The sequence below is a fragment of the Terriglobus sp. ADX1 genome (assembly GCF_036877645.1).
Classification (GTDB): domain Bacteria; phylum Acidobacteriota; class Terriglobia; order Terriglobales; family Acidobacteriaceae; genus Terriglobus.
Window position 1 is genome coordinate 1 of the sequence record NZ_JAEDXV010000027.1, and the last position, 21923, is coordinate 21923.

General features: G+C 56.6%; 17 protein-coding genes. 12 read left to right on the forward strand and 5 right to left on the reverse strand.

Translation table 11 applies throughout. The features are described 5' to 3' along the window. From JAO32_RS15800 to JAO32_RS15820, 5 genes are all read left to right on the forward strand, one after another. On the forward strand, nucleotides 1–1235 hold a 1235-nt coding region (locus JAO32_RS15800), incomplete at its 5' end, for a DcaP family trimeric outer membrane transporter (RefSeq protein ID WP_334242133.1). A gap of 29 nt (nucleotides 1236–1264) precedes the next feature. Beyond that, entirely contained in the window at nucleotides 1265–2968 is a 1704-nt protein-coding gene (aspT, locus tag JAO32_RS15805; RefSeq protein ID WP_334242135.1) for an aspartate-alanine antiporter, read from the forward strand. 22 nt (nucleotides 2969–2990) lie between these two features. Then, nucleotides 2991–4610, forward strand: a complete 1620-nt coding sequence (locus JAO32_RS15810; protein ID WP_334242137.1) for a bifunctional aspartate transaminase/aspartate 4-decarboxylase — start codon at nucleotides 2991–2993, stop codon at nucleotides 4608–4610. A 285-nt stretch (nucleotides 4611–4895) separates the two neighbouring features. Beyond that, a complete protein-coding gene (locus JAO32_RS15815; protein WP_334242139.1) occupies nucleotides 4896–8738 on the forward strand; it encodes an alpha-amylase family glycosyl hydrolase in 3843 nt (1280 codons plus the stop codon). 52 nt (nucleotides 8739–8790) lie between these two features. Beyond that, on the forward strand, nucleotides 8791–9285 hold the full coding sequence (locus JAO32_RS15820; protein ID WP_334242141.1) for a hypothetical protein: 495 nt from the start codon (nucleotides 8791–8793) through the stop codon (nucleotides 9283–9285). Nucleotides 9286–9294: 9 nt separating this feature from the next. Here JAO32_RS15820 and JAO32_RS15825 read toward each other — a convergent pair whose 3' ends face one another. Continuing rightward, on the reverse strand, nucleotides 9295–9789 hold the full coding sequence (locus JAO32_RS15825; protein ID WP_334242143.1) for a hypothetical protein: 495 nt from the start codon (nucleotides 9787–9789) through the stop codon (nucleotides 9295–9297). A 91-nt stretch (nucleotides 9790–9880) separates the two neighbouring features. Continuing rightward, complete coding sequence (locus tag JAO32_RS15830) at nucleotides 9881–10339, reverse strand: YraN family protein (RefSeq protein ID WP_334242145.1); 459 nt, start codon at nucleotides 10337–10339, stop codon at nucleotides 9881–9883. A gap of 115 nt (nucleotides 10340–10454) precedes the next feature. Between JAO32_RS15830 and JAO32_RS15835 the strand changes: the two genes are divergently transcribed. From JAO32_RS15835 to JAO32_RS15845, 3 genes are all read left to right on the forward strand, one after another. Beyond that, complete coding sequence (locus JAO32_RS15835) at nucleotides 10455–13034, forward strand: patatin-like phospholipase family protein (protein WP_334242147.1); 2580 nt, start codon at nucleotides 10455–10457, stop codon at nucleotides 13032–13034. A 118-nt stretch (nucleotides 13035–13152) separates the two neighbouring features. Then, the gene (locus JAO32_RS15840) at nucleotides 13153–13818 is read left to right on the forward strand and encodes a YceI family protein (RefSeq protein ID WP_334242149.1); all 666 of its coding nucleotides are present in this window, start codon (nucleotides 13153–13155) and stop codon (nucleotides 13816–13818) included. Nucleotides 13819–13957: 139 nt separating this feature from the next. Beyond that, nucleotides 13958–15520, forward strand: a complete 1563-nt coding sequence (locus tag JAO32_RS15845) for an alpha/beta hydrolase-fold protein (protein ID WP_334242151.1) — start codon at nucleotides 13958–13960, stop codon at nucleotides 15518–15520. Nucleotides 15521–15739: 219 nt separating this feature from the next. Here JAO32_RS15845 and JAO32_RS15850 read toward each other — a convergent pair whose 3' ends face one another. The 3 genes from JAO32_RS15850 to JAO32_RS15860 all read right to left on the reverse strand — a co-directional run bounded on the left by JAO32_RS15850 (nucleotide 15740) and on the right by JAO32_RS15860 (nucleotide 18303). Next, a complete protein-coding gene (locus JAO32_RS15850) occupies nucleotides 15740–16735 on the reverse strand; it encodes an aldo/keto reductase (RefSeq protein WP_334242154.1) in 996 nt (331 codons plus the stop codon). 59 nt (nucleotides 16736–16794) lie between these two features. Continuing rightward, nucleotides 16795–16935 (reverse strand): hypothetical protein, encoded by a 141-nt coding sequence (locus tag JAO32_RS15855; protein ID WP_334242156.1) that lies wholly within the window; start codon nucleotides 16933–16935, stop codon nucleotides 16795–16797. Between the two features lie 93 nt (nucleotides 16936–17028). Then, the gene (locus JAO32_RS15860; protein ID WP_334242158.1) at nucleotides 17029–18303 is read right to left on the reverse strand and encodes a glycosyltransferase; all 1275 of its coding nucleotides are present in this window, start codon (nucleotides 18301–18303) and stop codon (nucleotides 17029–17031) included. Nucleotides 18304–18532: 229 nt separating this feature from the next. Here JAO32_RS15860 and JAO32_RS15865 point away from each other — a divergent pair, with 229 nt between their 5' ends. The 4 genes from JAO32_RS15865 to atpA all read left to right on the forward strand — a co-directional run bounded on the left by JAO32_RS15865 (nucleotide 18533) and on the right by atpA (nucleotide 21893). Continuing rightward, nucleotides 18533–19003: a F0F1 ATP synthase subunit B family protein gene (locus JAO32_RS15865; RefSeq protein WP_334242160.1), complete on the forward strand. Its 471-nt coding sequence runs from the start codon at nucleotides 18533–18535 to the stop codon at nucleotides 19001–19003. A gap of 11 nt (nucleotides 19004–19014) precedes the next feature. Continuing rightward, a complete protein-coding gene (locus tag JAO32_RS15870) occupies nucleotides 19015–19737 on the forward strand; it encodes an ATP synthase F0 subunit B (protein ID WP_334242162.1) in 723 nt (240 codons plus the stop codon). A gap of 2 nt (nucleotides 19738–19739) precedes the next feature. After that, nucleotides 19740–20279 (forward strand): ATP synthase F1 subunit delta, encoded by a 540-nt coding sequence (atpH, locus tag JAO32_RS15875; RefSeq protein WP_334242164.1) that lies wholly within the window; start codon nucleotides 19740–19742, stop codon nucleotides 20277–20279. A gap of 66 nt (nucleotides 20280–20345) precedes the next feature. Continuing rightward, the gene (gene atpA, locus JAO32_RS15880) at nucleotides 20346–21893 is read left to right on the forward strand and encodes a F0F1 ATP synthase subunit alpha (protein ID WP_334242166.1); all 1548 of its coding nucleotides are present in this window, start codon (nucleotides 20346–20348) and stop codon (nucleotides 21891–21893) included. Nucleotides 21894–21923: the final 30 nt, after the last annotated feature.

Sequence of the window (21923 nt, forward strand, 5' to 3'; positions counted from 1 at the left end):
CTCCTTCGTCGGCAGTGCAGCTTTCCGAGCGGAAGACGCGTCAGGGCGCTGGCCAAGCAACGCGGACTTACGACACGTTCTCAGAAGATCCCTTTGCTGTCGCACGGCTCTATAACGTGCCGCTTGATCCCAAGTATTCCGGTTACTTTGTCCTTCCTGGAACTCAGACACTGTTGCGTATCGGTGGATATGCAAAATCAGATTTCAATTTTGACCTTCGACCTGCGGGCAATGCAGAGGAGTTTGTGCCTGCGACGATTCCCGTTCCAGGCGTCGCCAGCACAAATAACTCAACGGTAAGCATCCGTCCCACGCGACTTACTGCGGACTTCCGCATTCCCAAGAGTGCAGCCGGTGATGTCCGTATGTACTTTGAAGGTGATTTCTTTGGAACCAACGCCACCAGCTTCCGTCTGCGCCATGCTTATGCGCAAGTGGCCAACATTGTCGTTGGGCAAACGTTTTCTAACTTCACGGATGGTGATACCTGGCCGGACACGCTCGACTTTGAAGGGCCAAACTCAATTCTTAATGCTCGTAACCCGCAAGCTCGTTACGGTTTTCCTGTTGGCCCCGGTTCAAGCGTTTACGTGTCGGTAGAAAAGCCGACTTCAGACATCGCCTTCACTGTGAACGAAGGCACTGCGACCGCGACCAGTCCCGCGCCTGATAGCAGTGTGCGTTACCGCTATGAAGCGGAAGGAGGGCATGTCCAGGTGGCCGCTCTCTTTCGTGATGTCGCAGCATATCTTCCCGATAGTCGCCATGTCTCGACGCTGGGTTGGGGCGTAAGTTCTTCGGGACTCTGGCGTTTGAAGTCTGACAACCTTGTTTATCAGATTGCTTATGGGAAAGGTATTTCTCGCTATATCAATGACACTTCTGGCCTTGGGTTGGATGCTTCACCCAGATCAGTTTTCGATCCATCTCTTAAGGCGACTCCAGCCTTTGCTCCCTACATTGCCTATCAGCATTACTGGACCAGGCAGGTACGCTCTACAGGGACGTTTGGCTATGTCCTTATCCAGAACTCCGCTTTTGATGCTCCGTCGACGTATCACAAGACCACTTACTCCGAAGCGAACGTCATCTGGAATCCGCTCGGCAGTTTGAATGTCGGTGCGGAATTTCTTTATGGATGGCGCGAGAACAAAAACGGCCAGCATAACTATGCGCCACGTGTTCAGTTCTCGGCAAAGTACAGCTTTATCAAGATGAAGCCCGACAACAAATAACAAAGTTGCTCCAAAGAGGGAAACCTAAAATGCACGCATTCGCGGAGTTTCTGAGGTCCCAACCCGAAATTGCTCTCTTTATTTCTCTCGCATTGGGCTATCTCATTGGCAATCGCAAGATTGGCCCGTTCAGCCTTGGTGGCGTCTGCGGAACATTGTTAGTTGCGCTTGTGCTTGGACAAGCTGGGGTGCGTCTTTCCGCTGATCTTAAGAACGTGGCGTTCGCGCTGTTTATTTTTGCGCTTGGTTTTACGGGAGGACCGCAGTTCTTCGCCAATCTCCGCACTGGTTGGCGATATGGCATTCTCTCCGTGATCGAAGCGGTTTCCGTGATGGCTATCGTGATTAGCACGATGCTTCTCTTTCATCTTGATGAAGGTACGACCGCAGGCATGCTTGCAGGAGCAGCGACGGAGTCTGCGGTTGTGGGAACAGCATCCGAAGCTATCGGGCGACTTAGTCTTCCGCCAGCACAGATTCAGGGTCTGCAAAATAACGTCGTTACGGCGTACAGCGTCACCTATCTTTTCGGCTTGATCACGATTGTTCTTTTCACCAGCCAGGTTGCGCCTCTTATCCTTCGCATCAACCTGCGCGAAGAGTCGGCCAAGTTATTTAACAAAATGAGTGGCGGTATTTCGCTCACGGAAGGGCAGGTCACAGGGGCGCCATCACTCGTTGGCCGGATCTACCGTGTTGATCAGGCTGCCGGGAAAACCGTGGCGCAGTTCGAGGCCGCTCATAAGATGAGCATCACAGTCGAACAACTAAAGCGTGGCGATGCGGTCCACGAAGCAAAGATGGACGATACGCTCCTGGCAGGTGACTTGATTCTCGTCGTAGGTCGCCGTAATGAGCTTGTGCTGGCAGCTTCGGAGATTGGCCCGGAAATAGGCGAAGCAACGCAGCTTGACGCCGTTGAGGGTAGCGAGGATGTCTTTGTCACACGTCGCGACGTGCAGGATGTTGCGCTTGAAGACATGCGTTCGAAAGCGCCCGTGGAAGTGGGGCGCGGCGTGTATGTTTCCGCTATCAAGCGCATGGACACTCCTATTCCTGCATTGCCCGCGACGAAAGTTCATCGTGGCGATGTGCTGACTCTGTTCGGCCTTCGTTCCGGGATTACTCGTGTTGCTCGCGAACTTGGTTATGTCGTCACGCCAACCACGAAGACAGATTTTGTATATCTGGGGTTGGGTATCGTCGCGGGAATGTTGCTTGGTCGTATTACTTTTCACCTTGGTGCCGTTCCTGTGGGTTTTGGAACCGGTGGCGGCTGTCTTCTAAGTGGATTGCTTTTCGGATGGGGGCGATCAAAGTTTCCAGTGATAGGGTCTTTTCCTGCGGCTGCTTCACAAATCCTCAAGGATTTTGGCCTTGCTACTTTTATCGCGGCCGTGGGGCTTTCCTCTGGCCCGGATGCCGTTCGACTTATCAAGTCATACGGTCTTTTGCTTCCGGTTGTTGGTGTCCTGGTCGTGTTGATTCCGGCATGCATCTCGCTTTTTGTCGGGAGACGATTACTGCACTTTGATTCGCCCATACTGTTGGGTGCGATTGCAGGACAACAATGCAGCACGCCCGCCATTAGTGCCGTGACAAGCGTCTCCGGCAATTCCATTCCGGTTATTGGTTACACCATCACTTACGCCATCTCGAACGTTCTTTTGCCGCTGTTAGGCCCACTTCTTATCGGTATTGCTGCTTTGCTCCATCAACGCAGCACGCCCTGATGCTTCCTAAGGAGCTACGATTATGAGCACTAAAATCAACACGAAAAAAGTAGCAGGGCTTAGCCCTTTTGAGATCAAAGACGAACTCATCAAGCTTGCCGGAAACAGTAATGCTCACGCCATGCTCAACGCAGGCCGCGGCAATCCCAATTTCATTGCAACGGTGCCACGTTATGGGTTCTGGCAACTGGGCCTGTTTGCCATGCGTGAGGCTGAACGCTCTTTCGCCTATCTTCCTGAAGGCGTTGGCGGGTTTCCCAAACTGGAAGGTATTGCAGAGCGTTTTGAGATTTTTGTGCGTGAGAATGGAGACACGCCCGGCATCAAGTTTCTTGCGGGAGCTGTGTCTTACGTTCGCGATCAGCTTGGGCTAAGTGACTCCGCTTTTCTCTATGAGATGTGTGAGGGCATTCTCGGCTGTAACTATCCTGTCCCGGACCGCATGCTCAGGCTCTCCGAGCAGATTGTGGCGCATTACATCCATCAGGAGATGATTGGCAACTATCCCTTCCTCGGCAAATACGATCTCTTCGCCGTAGAAGGTGGAACTGCTGCCATGGCGTACATCTTTAACACCATGAAGGAAAACGGACTCATTGAAGCTGGAGACTCTATTGCGCTTGGTCTTCCTATCTTCACGCCCTACATCGAGATTCCTGCGCTCAGCGACTATCAACTTAACCAGGTGAGTATCAATGCCGATCCAATTACCTGGCAGTATCCTGCGCTTGAGCTGGATAAGTTGATGGACCCGAAGGTGAAGGCCTTCTTCCTGGTCAATCCCAGCAATCCTCCTTCACGCCGTATCTCGCAAGAGGGGCTTGAACAGATTGCACGGATTGTTGAGAAGCGTCCTGACCTGATCATCCTTACCGACGATGTTTACGGCACTTTTGCAGACGACTTCATCTCGCTCTTTGCGATCTGCCCGCATAACACCATTCTTGTGTATTCCTTCTCGAAATACTTTGGCGCGACCGGTTGGCGGCTTGGTGTGATCGCAACACATGACGAGAACGTACTCGACAAAAAACTCGCCGCACTTCCCAAGAGAACGAAGGAAGCGCTCAATAAGCGCTATAGCTCGATCACCATCGAACCCGAGAAGCTGAAATTCATTGATCGTCTGGTTGCAGATAGCCGCGCGGTGGCTCTCAACCACACGGCGGGTCTTTCCACACCGCAACAGGTGCAGATGGTCCTGTTTTCGCTCTTTGCACTGATGGATACGAGCGATGACTACAAACGTGCGATGAAGCGTCTGCTGCGGAACCGGATTATCGCTCTCTACCGTGCGGCTGGACTTACACCGGTTCATGACCCCAACGACGTCAACTATTACACCATTCTCGATCTTGAAGTGCTGGGCGAGCAGGTCTATGGCAAGGACTTTGTGAAGTGGATGCTAAAGCAATTCCAACCCAACGAACTGCTCTTCCGGCTGGCGCAGGATTCTGGTGTTGTCCTGCTGCCGGGGCGGGGCTTCGGGACGGCGCACCCATCCGGCCGTGTCTCGCTCGCCAACCTGAACGAGACAGACTACATCAAGATCGGCCAGTCTGTGCGCAAGCTGATCGATGAATACGTTGTGAAATACAACAAAGAAATGAAGAAACACCTGCAGCCGGGCAAGAGCAACTAAATATCCATTTCGGTCTGAGAGCAGCGGCTACACAGGATTTGTGTGGCCGCTGTTGATTTTTCCAAGGAACTTGGAAACCCGCCCTCCCCGAGCGTCGGTCGTTCCTGGGCACTCCTCATGGAGTTGCGGCAAGCAAAGCCCCACCGCTCCCGTGCATCTCAGTCTAAAGAAGCTCCTGATGCATGCATGTATGCAATGCTTTGTGTGCACAGAGAGTAAGCTCATGCCGTGGGCCTTTATGCCCGTTCCGTTGCTGCCTGATTCTTTTGAGAGCCTGAGGTGTTCATGGAGTTCCATATTGCCCGTGTCTTTCGCGACCGATTTCAGTTGCGCGATCTGCTGTTTTCTTACACGGGTAATGTCATCTTTGCGAACGTTGCGGCCAGCCGCCATCTTGCACAGCAGATGAATGACGCGCGTGTGGCCATGGGCGGCCCCACCGCGCAGGAAGACCCCACCTCCGTCGTTCATGCGGGCCAGTTGTTCGCCATGGGGCTGATTGATGAACTGAGCCATGCCGTCGTTGAGCGTTATCGCAAGCAACAGGATCCCGATGTCCTGAAGGACGCGCTGCGTTGGTTCGGCGAACGTGTGGGTGCGGATAATGTCGATGCGCTTCTGCTGTCGTTCACGGAGCGTTTTCCGAACGTCGCGGTTTATAACGGCAAACTGACTGCGAAGGAATGGCTGGCTGGGTCGACCGATGGCATGTCGCATCGGGAAGCCGCGCTGGAAGAGTTATTGCTGTTGTGGCTGGCGAATCAGAACCCGGCGTACAAGCCGTTCCGGATGCTGTTTGACGACACGACCCTGCGCACCACGCTGCCCGCCTATCGCGAGATGCAGAAGGACGCAGATGCTTATTTCGAAACGCGCCCCCAGTTCTCAGCCGATGCGAAGACGTTGTTGAAGGCGCTGCGGGCACCTTTTGAAGCGTCGCCCGATTCACTCAGCGGACAGCTTGATTTCATCCGGCAGCACTGGCCCGATGTGCTGGGTCCGGCGCTCTCGCGGACGTTACTGGCCATTGATACGCTGCGCGAAGAAGAGGTGGCCATCTGGATGCAGTTCCATCCTGCGGGTCACAATGTGCGCCATCACGGCCCTGTGGAATATGGCGGCAAGGAAGGCTTCGTTGGCGATGAGTACATCGGATTCGACGAGTACTGGGAAGACGTTCGCAACGACGATGGCAGCATTTCGCGTCGCAGACGCACTGGCAAACGCTACGCCAGCGATTATCAGGCACCGCTGAATGAGTACGAGGCTTTCTCAGTTGACGATGCGTGGATGCCCAACGTAGTGCTCATGGCGAAGAGCACGTATGTGTGGCTGGAGCAGTTGTCGAAAAAATATCAGCGCCACATCTATCGGCTGGACCAGATTCCGGTAGAGGAGTTGAAGCTGCTGCGCGACCGCGGTCTGACGGCGCTGTGGCTCATCGGTTTGTGGGAACGTTCGCGCGCATCGCAAACTATCAAGCGTTTGCGCGGCCAGGCGGATGCTGTGGCATCGGCATACTCACTGATGGACTATCACATTGCCGAAGACCTTGGCGGCGATGAGGCTTATCAGAAGCTTCGTGATCTTGGGGCCAGCGTTGGTCTGCGGCTGGCCAGCGATATGGTGCCGAACCACATGGGCCTCGATTCCAACTGGGTGATTGAACATCCGGAGTGGTTCCTGCGTCGCAGTGAAAGTCCCTATCCCAACTATCGTTTCGATGGGCCTGATCTTTCCACTGATTCGCGAGTGGAAATCAAGATTGAGGATCATTACTACGATCAGACGGATGCTGCGGTGGTGTATCGCATGCGCTGGCGTGACGCGTCGAATCGTACGGAGTTCATCTATCACGGCAACGATGGCACGACCTTTGCATGGAACGACACGGCGCAGTTGGACTACTCGCAACATGCTGTGCGCGAACATGTAATCCAGGTCATCCTTGAAGTTGCGCGTCGGTTCCCCATCATACGTTTTGACGCGGCGATGGTGCTTGCCAAGCGTCATGTACAGCGACTGTGGTTTCCGCTGCCCGGTGTAGGTGGGTCGATTCCATCGCGCGCAGAAAACGCGCTTACACAGGAACAGTTTGACGCGCTGATGCCGCATGAGTTCTGGCGTGAAGTGGTGGATCGCGTGCAACAGGAAGTTCCCGGAACGTTGCTGCTTGCAGAGGCATTCTGGCTGCTGGAAGGCTACTTTGTGCGCACGCTGGGCATGCACCGCGTGTACAACTCCGCATTCATGGTCATGCTGCGCGATGAAGAAAATGCCAAGTATCGCAGTTATCTAAAGAAGACCATCGAGTTCGATCCGGACATCATGAAGCGCTACGTGAACTTCATGTCGAACCCCGATGAGAAGACGGCCATCGAGCAATTCGGCACCGGCGACAAGTATTTTGGCGTCGCGACGATGATGGCGACGATCCCCGGCCTGCCCATGTTCGCACACGGGCAGATTGAGGGCTACACCGAGAAGTACGGCATGGAGTACAAGACGGCCAAGTATGACGAATGGCCGAATGAAGAACTTGTTGCGCGTCACATGCGTGAGATTGCTCCGTTGCTTGCGAACCGTGCGCTGTTTGCTGAGAGCGAGAACTTTGTCTTCTTTGATTTCTGGACCGAACACGGAACAGTGGATGAAAACGTGTTTGCGTACTCCAATCGCAGAGGTAACGAACGCGCTCTCGTCGTTTACAACAATGCATACGGGGCCACGCGCGGTACGGTACATACCTCTGCAGCCTCCATGAATAAGTGGACAGGCCAGTTGTGGCAGCGTCCGATTGCAGATGCGCTTGCACTCCCACGCGGTGATGAATTTCTTATTGCATGGCGCGATGCCGCATCAGGTCTGGAATATATTCGCCGCTCCAATGACCTGGTTCACGGCGGTCTTTCCATGGATCTCCGCGGTTATCAATATGCCGTGTTGATGCACTGGCGGGAACTGCGCGCCTCCGCAGAGCAGCCATGGGATCAGCTATGCGATGCTCTGCAGGGTGCGGGCGTTCACAATCTCGATGAAGCACTTACGCGCCTGCGCCTGCGTCCTTTCACTGGAGCTTTGCGTCATGCTGTTGGTCACGATGCCGTAAGCCTGATCGCACCGAAAGGCGAGCATCCTTATTCTGAGACAGAGGCCACGCGTACGTGGGGAGACGGCGCAAAGAATATCTTCTATCGCTGGTCCGATCTGGAAACGCCTTCATCGGTGGCAACGGCGGATCGTTATGCCGCTATTGCGACCGCGCTTGGTGCCAGTGCTGTGCAGGCAGTGGTCGCCGCAAAGGCCACTCGCGCATTGCCGCCGCAGATGAACATCGAAGCACATCCTGAGGCGCTTTGGACACCACTGCTCACTGTCGCAGCGTTACGTGCATTGCCATCAGAATCGAAAGACATCGTGGATGATCTTGGCCTGCGTTCCTCGCTCGCAGAGATCTTTTCTGAAGTTGGTGTTCTTGGCCAAGACTCATGGCGTGCAGCGGCGCGTGTGCGGCTTGCACTGATGCGACCGAAGTTCGATGACATTGCGTTCTGGAATGAAGGTGATGTGCAGTGGCTTGCCGCAGTGAACGAGCACGAAGGCGTGCGTTATGTGAATCACGAAGCACTGGAGCAGCTTCTGCAATGGCTTACTCTTACAGCCGCCATGCAGCCTGCGGGGGAAGCGAAAAAGACAGTGCCGCTGGCAGAAATACTTGCAGCCGCAAAATCAGCAGACTATCACTATGACGTCATGGTGAAGTTGGTGACACAGAAACCACCTGCGACAAACGCGAAAGAGTTGACAGAGAAGCAACCCATACCGTCATCGGCAGGCGTGGAAGAGCCGTCAGCCGCAACAAAGAGTGAGGTGAAGGAAGCTCCTGCGAAAAAGGCGGTAACGAAGCAGGCGCCGACGAAGCCATCAACCGTAGTTTCCGCCGCGAAGAAACTGGAAAAGAATGCAGTAACAGCGCAAACGGCGGATACCTTGAAGGCTCATACCGTGGACGGCCATCTGACCGTGGACACGGCCAGCATTGCTGACAAATCAGTGGCCGGCAAGACGGCTGCGAAGAAGGCAGCAGCAAAGAAAGCCCCTGGGAAGAAATCGCCGCCCGCACTGTAACCAACGGCGTATTACCAGGTGTAGTCTGTCACTGATCGACGGAGGGTTCGCTATGCGTGGTTCCGGAGTCGCTCTTCTTCTTGCGTTTGCTTCTGTCTGCTCGGCTCAAACTGGCAACATGTCCGCAACACCTGCGACGGCCATGGCGCTGCCGCAGGGCGGTTGTCCCATTCGTATCGACGTGCGTCAGCAGTCGCATGGCGCATATCTCTTGGCCAACACGGCCCCTTCCTTTCACCCGTCATTTGTGATCTCTTTTCATCCGCGCGGAGATCGTGCCATCCAGCAGGTGGTATTGGATGTCTCCGGCCCAAGCGGGCCACGTTTCCGTGATGCAGCATTGAGCGCGGCCACATCAAGCGGAGCGGATGTGGTGGAAACATTTACCGTTGCTGGTTCTGGCGAAGCTACGATTGTGACGAAAAAGCTGACTGCCGTGGAATGGTTTAGCCTTGTCTCCGTTACCTACGCCGATGGCAATCGCTGGCATCGTAGCGGAACGGACGTCTGCTTCATTCCACCCAACGGTTTTGTTCCAGCAAAGTAAGGGCGTTACTTAATACGCAAAGATATGCGGTGCGGGATAGGTAAACGTGCCATCGCTACGCTGCACTGCGATGAAGAGGCGTTTATCGGGATCGCCGTTGATTGTGGCTGCCACCAACAGCGTGGTGCCGAACGTACCGGAGCCGTCGCTCACGCTCTTGTCCACGTGGTGCGAATGAATCGGGCCCACCGGAGAGTACTTCGTCCAGTCTTCCGTGAACCGCTGCAGGGGATAGCCACTGTACTTGTCGGGATGCTGCTGCCAGTCGGCATCGTTCTGGTAGATGCCGTATGCCTTGGCAAAGTCCTGTTGCTCAATCGCTGTCAGAAATTTGTTTACGCGATGTTCCGTGTACACATTGCTGAAAAGCCATCCATGCCCTGAGATGAAGCCAGCAAACGTGGCCACCACCAGCAGCGCGACCAAAACACCCGCGCCGATCCATGCGTACCGCATGCGTTTGGCTTTTCCCGCGTCGTAGACAGGTGCATTCATCAGCGTCATGGATCGTTCCTCTTCTTTTGGGCAGTCTTTGCCGCCTCTGAAGCATTAGACACCGCGGCAGTGGAGATTGGTCAATGCGTGTCCGAAAGTTTCAGAAGACATTGCGTATCAACTGCACATCTGGCCTGCCTTTTTCGCGAAGATGTACCAGCACGGCATCAAAGCGGATGGCGATCTTTGGTCTGCGGCTGTCCGGCCACGGCAGTTCTCGCACATAGGCATCCGCCTGGCGTTCCATTGCCTGCTGCTTCTCTCCATCGATTGCGGCTTCGGTGGCGATAGGAGAGTTCTGTCTGCGTGTTTTCACCTCAATGAAACAAAGCGTCTCGCCCTCCCAGGCCACAACGTCCACTTCGCCCGGTGCAAAGTCATTTTCCCAACGCTGCGCCACGACTTTGAATCCAAGACGTCGCAGATAAAAATATGCAGCATCTTCACCTATGTGGCCTCGCATGGTGGCGCTATCCACGCCTCGTCGTCGATCGTGCCACTGCGTGGAAATCGTCGTAAGACGTTCCATCAGCGTAAGTAACGGATGTAATCGCAGCATTCGCGTCCAGTATGTCAAATCTGACAGTCGTCACGGGGCGTTTTTGCATCCAACCTGCTAAATCATGAGGATGATGTTTTCCGGAAGATACAGCCGACTCTTGGCCTGCTCGTTGATGGCAGTGTTTCTCCTGCCCAAGCTACCTGCTCAGGCAAACGGAGCCGTGGCTCCAGCTTCCGGCGGCGGCACCAATCAGCAGTTGACTCCGCAGCAGGGCACTCCTCAGGGTGCGCTGGCGCACCCGCCCACGGGCAGTGGAGCGCAAGGCGATTCCTTTCCGGATCTCGGTCGTAAACGCATCGGCCTTGCATTGGGTGGCGGGGGTGCGCTTGCGCTGAGCGAGATTGGTGTGCTCCGGTGGATGGAAGAAAATCATATCCCTGTGGATGTGATCGCAGGCACCAGCATGGGCTCGTTGCTTGGTGCGCTGTATGCAACAGGGCATACCCCGGATCAGATTTCCGCCCTTACCAGCGATGCCGTATTTTCCAAAGTGTTTCGTCTCGATACAGATTTTCGTCAATTGAACTTCCGTCGTCGTGAAGACCAGCGTTTTCTTCCTGGTGGTTTCAACCTTGGTTTGAAGCACGGCGTCTCTGCGCGGAACGGTGTTCTTCTTGATTACGGTCTGAACCAGTTTCTGAATGCGCAGTTCCTGCCCTATGGAGCAGACTTTTCGTTTAACAATCTGCCGCTACCGTTCCGTTGCGTGGCCACAGATATCCTTGTGGGCCGTGAAGCGGTGTTCACGCGCGGTCCACTTGCTGAGGCGGTGCGCGCTTCCATCTCCATCCCCGGCGTGTTTCCGGCACTGGAAGATGGTGGCCATATCTACGTGGACGGCGCGCTGACGGAAAACCTGCCGACGGACCTGGTCAAACGCGAGCTTCATGCGGACGTGGTGCTGGCTGTCTCGCTACCGTTGACACCGCCGGCCGCGGGCGATACGAATTCTCTCCTCGGCATTCTTGGTCGTAGCTTTTCCGTTGCTTCCTGGAGCAACGAAGTTCGTTCGCGTCAGCTTGCGGATGTATTGATTGAACCCATTGCGCCTGCAGGTGCGGGAACCTCCGACTATGCCAAAGCCAGCGCGTTGGCACAGGCTGGCTACGTGGCCGCACAGAAGATGGCGCCGCAACTGCTGAAATATCGCGTTAGCGATGAGGAGTGGGAGGCATACATGGCCCACCGTCAACGTCGCGAACCGCGCCCACCGCAGAACATAGCCTCTGTCAAAGTCCTTGCCCCTAATAACCGCAGCGCCATCGGTGTGCGTGATACGGTAGACGACCTTCCAGGAAACAAGCTGGATACGAATAAGGTGGAGGCGAAGCTGAATGAAGTCCGCAGCGATGGTCGCTACAACACGGACTACTTCCTCACACGTCCAGGCCAGAAGATAGACACCGAAGTTACCGGTCCTGCAAATGTAGGGCGTCATGTAGAGGGCAGGGAGTTGCTGCATCCGGATGAAAAGCGTGGCCCCGGCGATGACACGCTACCGGACATGCTGCAGGCGGCAACGCAGCAGGGAGAAACGGGCGCCGAGGCTCCGAATAATACGATTCCTCCCGGTAAAGCGGCGAAAGAATCCAAGAAGAAAGAGGCGAAGGCGGTCTTTGAGACGGTCGCTCCCAGCAGCGCAGGCAAGGTTGCCAGCGCCGTCGCTCAGAAGCCTGGCTATGTTGCTGGTCCTGATGATGTGGATCTGAACATGGTGGTGCGCGATCGGCCCGGTGGACCACCGTATGTTCTTCTCGGCGGCAACATCATTGCGCAGAGCGGAGGCACCAGCCGTGTCTCGCTGGATGCGATCTTTACCCAACAGGACCTCGGCACCTACAAGAGTGAAGGCCGCCTACTCATGCGTGTGGGACGTGTGACACAGTTTGTGCCGGAATATTATTGGCGTCCCAATGATCACCGTTTCTTCGTCGCACCCCGACTGCAGCTTTACCGAACGCTGGAACCCATCTGGGAAGATCAACGCAAAGTATCCGAACGCCTCACCCAAGCAGCTGGCGGCGGTGTGGACCTTGGCTATAGCCAGAGTCACTTCACAGAGTGGCGCTTCGGTTACCAGATGACGCATCAGCTCTGGAATCTCAGCACGGGTACTGATAGTGAGCCTGACATTCGTGGCAACTCTCAGCTTGTACGCATGCAGTACAGCTTCAACGGCCAGGACCGCGCCATGGTGCCGCGTCATGGTCTGCGTGCGGATGTGTCCGCGGGTTATCTCTTCAACACAGTGAACAGCGTGAATGCGCCGCGACTTGAGGCTTCCGGCGCCTACTTCCACGACCTTGGGCATGGCAACACCGTGTCCTTCAGTCTCGAGGGTGGCACCATGGGCAATCGCCAGGTGGCTGATCCCTTCCGCTTCACGCTCGGTGGTCCGCTACGCCTGACGGCGTCTTCCTACGATGAGTATCGCGGCACGGACTACTTTCTGGTTCGGCCCGCTTACTTCCGTCGCATCGCTGAGCTGCCCATGCCGTTGGGGCAGAGCATTTATGTCATCGGCACCTATGAACTCGGCCGCATGTATGCACCCGATCGCGATACGCTGATGCGGCAGGATGTCTTCTTTGGTTTGGCCGCGGAAACACCCATCGGCGCTATTACTTTCGGGCCATCCATCGGAGACCACGACCACCGCAAACTCGTCTTCACCCTGGGAAGGTTCTTCTAACTGCTGGGGAGAAACGTAGCGATACCGAAAGGCCGCGGATTTTTTCTGCGGCCTTTTTCATCGGCAATCGTCTATTCTGCACAGCATCAGATATTCGAACTTCTCGTGGAGACCCACCATGTCCCTTCGGCGCATCTTGCCCGCCGCCATTCTTGCTCTTAGCGCATCGCTTGCCGTAGCCCAGACGCCCGGGGGCGGACAGCGTGGTCCCGGCGGACCGCAGCAGCCGCCACCGCCACCCACCGCGGGCGCGAAGCTCGACATCATTGAAGGCTCGTCTGCCAGCTATCGCGTGACTGAGCAGCTTGCCGGCATCGACTTCCCGAACGAAGCCGTTGGCACCACGACGGGTGTGAGCGGCACCATCCAGATCCTTCCGGATGGCTCCATTGCGCCCAACTCGAAGCTCGTCGTTGACCTGAAGGGACTCACCAGCGACCAGGGCATGCGCGATGGCTACATCCGCAACCGCACGCTGGAAACGGATAAGTTCCCTGACGCGGTGTTCATCCCCACGTCCATCACTGGCGTTCCGAAGATGGTGCCTTCCGCTGGTCAGGTTGGCGTAGCTCTCACTGGCAACCTCACCGTCCACGGCGTCACCAAGCCGGTCACGTTCAAGGGAATTGCGACGCTGGATCCGCGCTCGTCCACAGTGGCAGGCCGTGCTCTGACGACGTTCACCTTCGCAGACTTCGGTCTCACAAAGCCGACGCTTGCACGCCTGATGAGCGTGGACGACAAGATCACGCTGGAGCTGGTTTACAAGTTCAAGCGCAGCTAAGAATCAAAAGCAGTACGCAACGAACGCAAAGAAAAACTCCGCAATGGACGCAATGATCTTCGTTGCGTCCATTGCGGAATTTTGCTGCATTTCTTTTCCCGAAGCGATAAGCCGGCGGGAAGTCTATACTTCGTCCCAAATGCGAGCCGCCTTCCTAGCCGTCGCTCTACTCCTGCCATTCGCTGCAAAAACACAGGAACCCTATCCGCTCACGCCGGATTCCGAAGTGCAAAATGTCCCGCACGGCACGGTGGAAAAGACCACGCTACCGCCGGGACAGTTCTATCCGGGCACACCGCACACGGTCAGCATCTATCTGCCACCCAACGCAGGCGCAGAACCATTGCCGTACATGGTCTTTCTCGACGGCAGTGGCTATCTCGGCGGACGTATGCGCGCAGCCACCGTCTTCGACAACCTCATCGCGAAGCATCAACTGCCGCCGATGGTTGGCATCTTCATTGACCCTGGGGTGCTGCCCGCGATCCGACCCGACGCGCAGAACCGCTACGAGCGCGTCTTCGAGTACGACTCGCTCTCGAATCGCTATGCGAACTTCCTCATGCAGGAAGTCATTCCGTTCGTTGAGAAGCGCCACGCACTATCGAAAGACCCCAACGCGCACGCCATCGGCGGTACCAGCACCGGAGCAGTGGGAGCGTTCGTCGCTGCATGGCATCGACCCGACCAGTTTCGACGTGTCCTCTCGCTCATCGGAACCTACGTTGCGATGAAAGGCGCAGACACACTACCGGAACTCGTCCGCAAGACCGAGCCCAAACCCATCCGCATCTGGATGCAAGACGGAGCCAACGACCACATCACCGCAGACGAACCCTACGGCACTTTCTATGCAGGCACATGGCCGCGTGCAAACCAGCTTCTCTTTGATGCTCTACAGTTCAGTGGTTATGACGCAAAACTAACCATCGGCACCGGCGGCCACGACACAAGACAAGGCTCTGCGGAACTCCCCGATGCGTTGCGATGGCTCTGGCGCGACTACTCGCCAGAGAAGGGAATCGGCAAGATCGAAGTTCACCCGCCCGCCGCACTCAACACCGCAGGCTTCGATAAGCGAGGCAGCATCTGGGCGACCGTGGATGCGGTCGGCAACTGGGAGGAACTCGGCGATGCTGACATAACAGATGTTCGTGAATTGAATACGATGATGCTTGCTGGGGTTGCCATCGCGAAATCCACTAGGATGTACACGAATGCTGGAGGATTTGTTCGCTGGGGAGTTAACGGAGTGAAACAGGGCCAAGTCCCGTCCCCGGCGAAAGAAACATTTGGGGTCGCTCTTTCGCCAGACCAGGCGATGCTCGTGGTCAGCGACACCAAAGATCGCCATCAATGGTCAATGCAGCTTGATAAAGACGGCGTGCCCACCAACCCAGAGCCCTTCTACCGACTTGAAGTCCTTGATGACGAAACAGGCGCAACCGGAGCAGCTTTCGATAGCATCGGCCAGGTCTACTTCGCCACAAAGATTGGCGTGCAGATAGCAGAAGCAAATGGCCGTGTCGCGATGATTCTCAACAGCCCGATCCCAGATCAACCCGTGACGCATATCGCATTCGGGGGGGTGGACCACGACTGGCTTTATGTCAGAGCCGACGGCAAACTCTTCCGACGCAAAATGAAGACCCACGCCATCCCGGTCGACAAACCGGAGAAGCCACCACAGCCACCGTTGTAAAGAAGGCTCTAAGGTTCGTCATTCTGAGCAAAGCGAAGAATCACAACGTATTCGCCTCAAGCAATGCCGCTCTAAGTTTTCTTGCAAGAAACTCAAAGCAGCATTGCCGCAGGAAACGTCGCTGGGATTCTTCGTCGCGATGCCCCTCAGAATGACAATGCAAAAGCGCTCGCTATGACGGCCACAAGCGCTCGCTATGGCGGCCAGAAGTGTGACTGTTTACCGCCCGACAGCCTTCATGCCGCCTTCGTTATAGCGATCGCCTGCCACAGCATCGATAGGCACGGCAGCCTCAAGCTCCGCGACTTCCTCCGCACTCAACTTGATGGAAGCCGCAGCGGCATTCTCTTCGAGATACTTCACACGCTTCGTTCCCGGAATCGGTGCCAGATCATCGCCCTTGGCAAATACCCAGGCCAAAGCCAACTGCCCGGGCTTGACCCCGCAACGCTCCGCGATCTCCGAGATGCGATTCACAATCAACTGGTTCTTATCCAGGTTTTCACCCTGAAAACGCGGATAGCGAGAGACGCGAGCATCCTTGCCATCGTTCAGCACATCCTTGGTCAGCGCGCCCGTCAGAAAGCCACGGCCCAGCGGGGAATACGGCACAAAGCCAATACCAAGCTCGCGCAACGTGGGCAGAATCTCTGCTTCCACATCGCGCGTCCACAGCGAGTACTCACTCTGCAGCGCCGTAATGGGATGCACTTTGTGTGCGCGACGAATGCTCTCGGCACTTGCTTCGCTCAGGCCCAGGTATTTCACCTTGCCTTCTTTTACGAGCTCTGCCATCGCACCCACGGTCTCTTCAATCGGCGTATCGGGGTCAACGCGATGCTGGTAGTACAGATCAATCACATCTACGCCCAGCCGCTTCAGCGAAGCTTCGCACGCTTCCTTCACATACGCCGGTTTTCCGCTGATACCGGTGAAGTTGCCCTGGGCATCGCGTAGATGCGCAAACTTGGTGGCAAGAAAAACCTCGTTGCGCCGCGGGGCGATGGTCTTGCCCACCAAGATTTCGTTGTCGCCGCGCCCATAAACATCGGCTGTGTCCAGAAAGGTGATGCCAAGATCCAGCGCACGCAGAATGGTTGCGGCGCTCTCCGCATCATTGCGTTCGCCGTAAAACTCGCTCATGCCCATGCAGCCCAGCCCTTCGCGGCTGACTGCGGCACCCTGTGATCCCAGTTTGATTTGGTCGACACTCATGCGCACTTGGATGAGGTCGGCGCCCTCCGCGATTCGCGTGGCGCGATACGGCTTTTAGGCTATCCGTGTCCCACATGAACCTGGCTTGTCAGGGCGAGAATGCAGAAGACTGCCAGGATCGCAAACATGGTGGTGATCATGCCCCAGAAATAGATCCCGTCGAAGTTTCTGTGGCGCGCGTTTCCTTGCTCGTCGGCCATAACGTTCCACTCCGCTACGAAATGAGACGCGGAAAGGCAGGAGAGAGGAGGCTTCCTGGTAATAAAAGAAGCTTCCCTCACTTGTCGCCAAACTTATGAAATCGTGGCCAGGAACCGTTCTATTGCGTTCACTGCGTTGGCTGTGCCGTCTTCTTTGCGGATCGTCTCGCCTACCTGCGCAGCGCGTTCTGTGAAAGTGTTGTCACGGATCAGGCGCAGCAGGGAGTAGTGGGCCTGCCGGTCCCTCCACATTCTGCGGTCATGCTTCAGGCCCACGCCGAGTCTCACAATGCGTGCGGCGTTGTCCGGCTGGTCAAAATTGAAGGGAACCACGACTTGTGGACGTCCGGATCGCAGAGCCTCGGCTGTGGTGCCAATGCCGCCCTGGTGCACGATGATGGCGGCGTGCGGGAAGAGTTTGCTGTAGTCGGCGTAAGGCACCGTCAGGATAGTTGGTGAGCTTAATCCGCGTGGATCGCCGACGAGGATGGCACGCATACGGAGCCGATGCGCCGCGCGAGCGCTCATCCAGAAAAAATCACCTGCCGCATGAACGGCTGCAGAGCCAAGCGTGAAAACGATTGGCGGTGTGCCTGCTTTCAGGAAGTCGTCAATGCGTTGTTGCACACCGTCGTGTTCGGGAAGAGATTCCTGTTCGTAATGCGCGAATCCGGTTTGCAATGTGTTTGCTGGCCAGTCTGGCTGCGGCTTTGCAAACTGTTGCGAGAACATCGCCAGCACCAGGTTTGCTTTCAGCTTGCCCGTGCGCAGGGCTTCGGAATCGTCTGGCAGGCCGAGGCTCTTACGAAATTCCCGCAGCGAAGTACTCCAACGGCGGAATGCGAGTGCGGGTAGCTTGAGAAGCGCCTTTTGGAAGCTCAATGGCCAGCCAAGTGTGAAGGACAGGAACTGAAGGGCTGGCAGTATGGAGGGATCGTGTGGCGAGAGAAAGCTGATGGGTGAGAGCAGAACGGAAACCCATGGCATGCCTGTCTTTTCAGCGAAGATGGGCGCTGCCAGCACCATTTCTCCTGCGATGAGAAGGTCAGCGCCAGCGCAGATGCGTTCCAGATCTGCATACATCTGCGGCACGTTTGGCAGAAACATCTCGCGAAACAGGTATTCCGGGCCGCGCGCGGTGCGCATGAGGCGATGCATCAGTTCCGGATCTTGCGGGGAGACGGTTGGCCCCAGCGGTTCAAACTCAAATCCAAGGGCCTGAATGCGTTCGCTGTAGAAGGAAGCCGTGGCTATGACGGGGTGGTGGCCGCGGGTGCGAAGCTGCTTTGCCAGCGCTAGAAATGGGTGAAGATCGCCGAGCGATCCAAATGACGCGATGACAATACGTTTCCCAGAAGTTTCAGCCATGCCATCATTCAGGCTATCGTATGGCTCCGGTGGAAGTGAAAGTGCCGTGAAATCCACAGGAAAAACCCTCTGTCGAAGGTCCGCATACTGTCTGGATTCATTGACCGAAAGGGTCCGGGATTGGTATAACAAAGGGGTTGCCGCTGTCCCCTTTGCTCCGCCAGGGTGCCCTCTCCGGGCGCTTGAACGAGAACGGGAGCTCCCTTAGGACACCGGCCCACGGTCCTTCATGCAAGAGATTCTGAACCAACTTGGCGATCTTGTGCTCGGCTCCGTGCCGACCGCCATCTTCTTCCTGATCCTTCTGGCCGCCTACCAGGTGCTTGTCCGCAAGCCCATGGAGAAGGTGCTGGCGGATCGCCATGGCCGTACCGGCGGGGCCATGGATGAGGCAAAGGCAGCGATTGCCGCAGCGGAAGCGAAGACCTCGGAGTACGAGACCCGTCTTCGCGATGCCCGCAGCGAAATCTTCAATGCCCGTGCCGCCCGCCAGAAAGCAGCTTCCGATGCGCGCGACAAGGCGCTGGCAGAGGCACGCGCTGCAGCTCAGCAACGTATCGGTGTTGCACGCGAGTCTGTGGAGCGTTCCGGAGCCGAAGCAAAGGCACAGATCGAGACGCAGGCAGCCGCCCTGTCGCAGCAGGTGATGGCAGCTATCCTGCCGCATCGTGCTGGAACCGGCGTGGGAGTGGCCCGTTGAAGATTTTCCGTATGAAATTCGTATTTGCAGCCCTGCTGGCGGTTTCGCTGGCTGCGCCTGCTGTTCACGCCCAGGAGCCTGCTCCCGCATCGCCTTCCGTGGCTTCTGGTCAGAAGCTTGAGCCTGAGGCGGTTCCTGAGAAGAACAATCCGGAGCGCAAGGAAGCTGAGGGCGGCGAAGAGGCCTTCCGTAAGTCTCCGTCGGTCATCAAGCTGGGCCACATGCTGGGCATGGAGCCGGGAACGGCTTCCGCAGTGTTTGAGTGGTTCAACGCCATCATTCTGCTGGGCGCTGTGGGCTTTGGCCTGGTAAAGGCGCTGCCGAAGGCCTTCCGCGCTCGTACTGAAGGCATTCAGAAGAACATTGTGGAAGCCCGCGTAGCCACGGAAGAGGCGAAGGCTCGCCTATCTGCTGTGGAAGGACGCCTGGCGAAGCTCGATAGCGAGATTGCCGCTCTCCGTACTGAAAACGACAAGGCTGCCGCGGAAGAGGAAGTTCGCATTCACGCGCAGGCTGAAGAAGAGAAAAAGCGCATTCTGGAAGCGGCAGAGCAGGAAATTGCCGCTGCATCCGCTGCTGCTACCCGCGATCTTCGCGCCTATGCTGCTGAGATTGCTGTGGATCGCGCCGCTTCGCAGTTGAACATTACGCCGGAAGATGACCGCATCCTGATCGAATCGTTTGCGGGCCGCCTGTCTTCTGTTAAGCCGGGCGCAGAAGGGAGCCGGAACTAATTATGGCCGCCTTCGAACTTCGTTACGCGCGCGCATTCCAGCAGGTTGCTGCTGCGCAGAATCTGAACATTGACAGTGTTCGCCAGCAGGTTGCAGACTTTGCCGCAACGTTAGATGGCAGCCGCGAACTCCGCGAGTTTCTGCTGAACCCGGCTCTGGATCACAAGGACAAGGTTAAAGTTCTGGATGCTGTTTCCGGCCGTGTGGGTCTGGATAAGACTGTTCGCAACTTTATTGCTGTCCTGATGGATCACGGTCGTCTGGAATCGCTGAAGGACATCGCTGCTGAGTTCAGCACGCTGGCCGACCAGGCGAACGGCATTGCCGAGGCAGAAATTGTTACGGCGAAGCAGCTCTCGGAAGACGAGAAGCAGTTGCTGGGCAGCAAGGCGGGAGCGCTGGCAGGTAGCCGCGTTCGCGTCACGTGGTTGCAGGATGCGTCGTTGCTGGGCGGAGCGGTGATTAAGCTCGGTTCGCAGGTGTACGATGGCTCGGTTCGCGGGCAGTTGCAGCAGTTGAAGCGGCATCTGGCAGGCGCTTAAGAAAAGTTTTGCAGTATTAGGTTTTTTCAAGCGCCAGTAGATCGGCGCAGGAGACGAAAGAGACACATGGCACAGCTCAAGGCAGACGAGATTACAGAACTGCTTCGTCAGCAGATCGAGAACTACGAACAGAAGATTGCAGTCGATGAAGTCGGCACGATCATCTCGCTGGGTGACGGTATCGCACGCATCCACGGCCTGGATAAGGTCATGGCTGGTGAGTTGCTTGAATTTCCGAAGGGTGTCGCCGGTCTGGCGATGAACCTGGATGAAGATCAGGTGGGCGCGGTTCTCCTGGGTGACTATACGGAAATCGCGGAAGGCGAAGAGGTTAAGCGCACCGGCAAGATCATGTCCGTACCCGTGGGCGAGGCTCTGATTGGACGCGTGGTGAACGCGCTCGGCCAGCCTATCGACGACAAGGGCCCCATCAATACGCCGCACTCGTCGCCCGTGGAGCGCCTGGCACCTGGCGTTATCGATCGTAAGTCGGTGACGGAGCCGATGGCTACCGGCATCAAGGCCATCGACACCATGATTCCGATCGGCCGTGGCCAGCGCGAATTGCTGATTGGCGACCGCCAGACGGGCAAGACTGCCATCGCTCTGGATACCATCCTGAACTCGGCGAAGAACGACCTCATCTGCATCTACTGTGCAGTTGGTCAAAAGCGTTCGTCCGTGGCACAGGTGGTGCAGACTCTGGAAGAGCACGGCGCGATGGCGTACACCATCGTTGTGGCCGCAACGGCTTCTGAGCCGGCTCCGATGAGCTACCTCGCTCCTTACGCGGCAACCGCAATGGGCGAGTACTTCCGCGACAACGGCAAGCACGCCCTCATCATTTACGACGATCTCTCGAAGCACGCCGTGGCATACCGCGAAATCTCGCTGCTGCTGCGTCGTCCTCCGGGCCGCGAAGCATACCCGGGCGACGTGTTCTATCTCCACTCGCGCCTGCTTGAGCGTTCGTCGAAGGTTTCGGACAAGCTGGGCGGCGGTTCGCTGACGGCTCTTCCGATCATCGAGACACAGGCTGGTGACGTGTCCGCGTACATTCCGACCAACGTGATTTCGATCACCGACGGTCAGATCTTCGTGGAAACCGATCTGTTCAACTCCGGTATCCGTCCAGCTGTGAACGTAGGTCTTTCGGTGTCGCGTGTAGGTTTCGCGGCTGCCATGAAGGCCACCAAGCAGGTGGGTGCGACCCTGAAGCTGGATCTGGCGCAGTACCGCGAACTGGCTGCCTTCGCGCAGTTCGGTTCGGACCTGGACCCCGCGACGCAGAAGCAGCTGAACCGTGGTTCGCGCCTGGTTGAGATTCTGAAGCAGCCGCAGTTCCAGCCGCTTACCGCTGCACAGCAGGTATCCATTGTGTTTGCTGGAACGAAGGGTCTGCTGGACGACATCGATGTGAAGCAGGTGCAGGCGTTCGAGGCAGGCTTCCACGAGTACATGAAGACCACCGGTCAGTCGATTCTGGACGCCATCATGACGAAGAAGGCTCTGGATGACGAGATCACCAAGAACCTGACCAACGCCATCAATGATTACAAGGCTTCGTTCAAGGCCGGGCTTCAGGATAAGAAGCCAGCCCTGGCGACGGCATAACAGGAATCGCCGGGTTGGGAGCAGATGCTT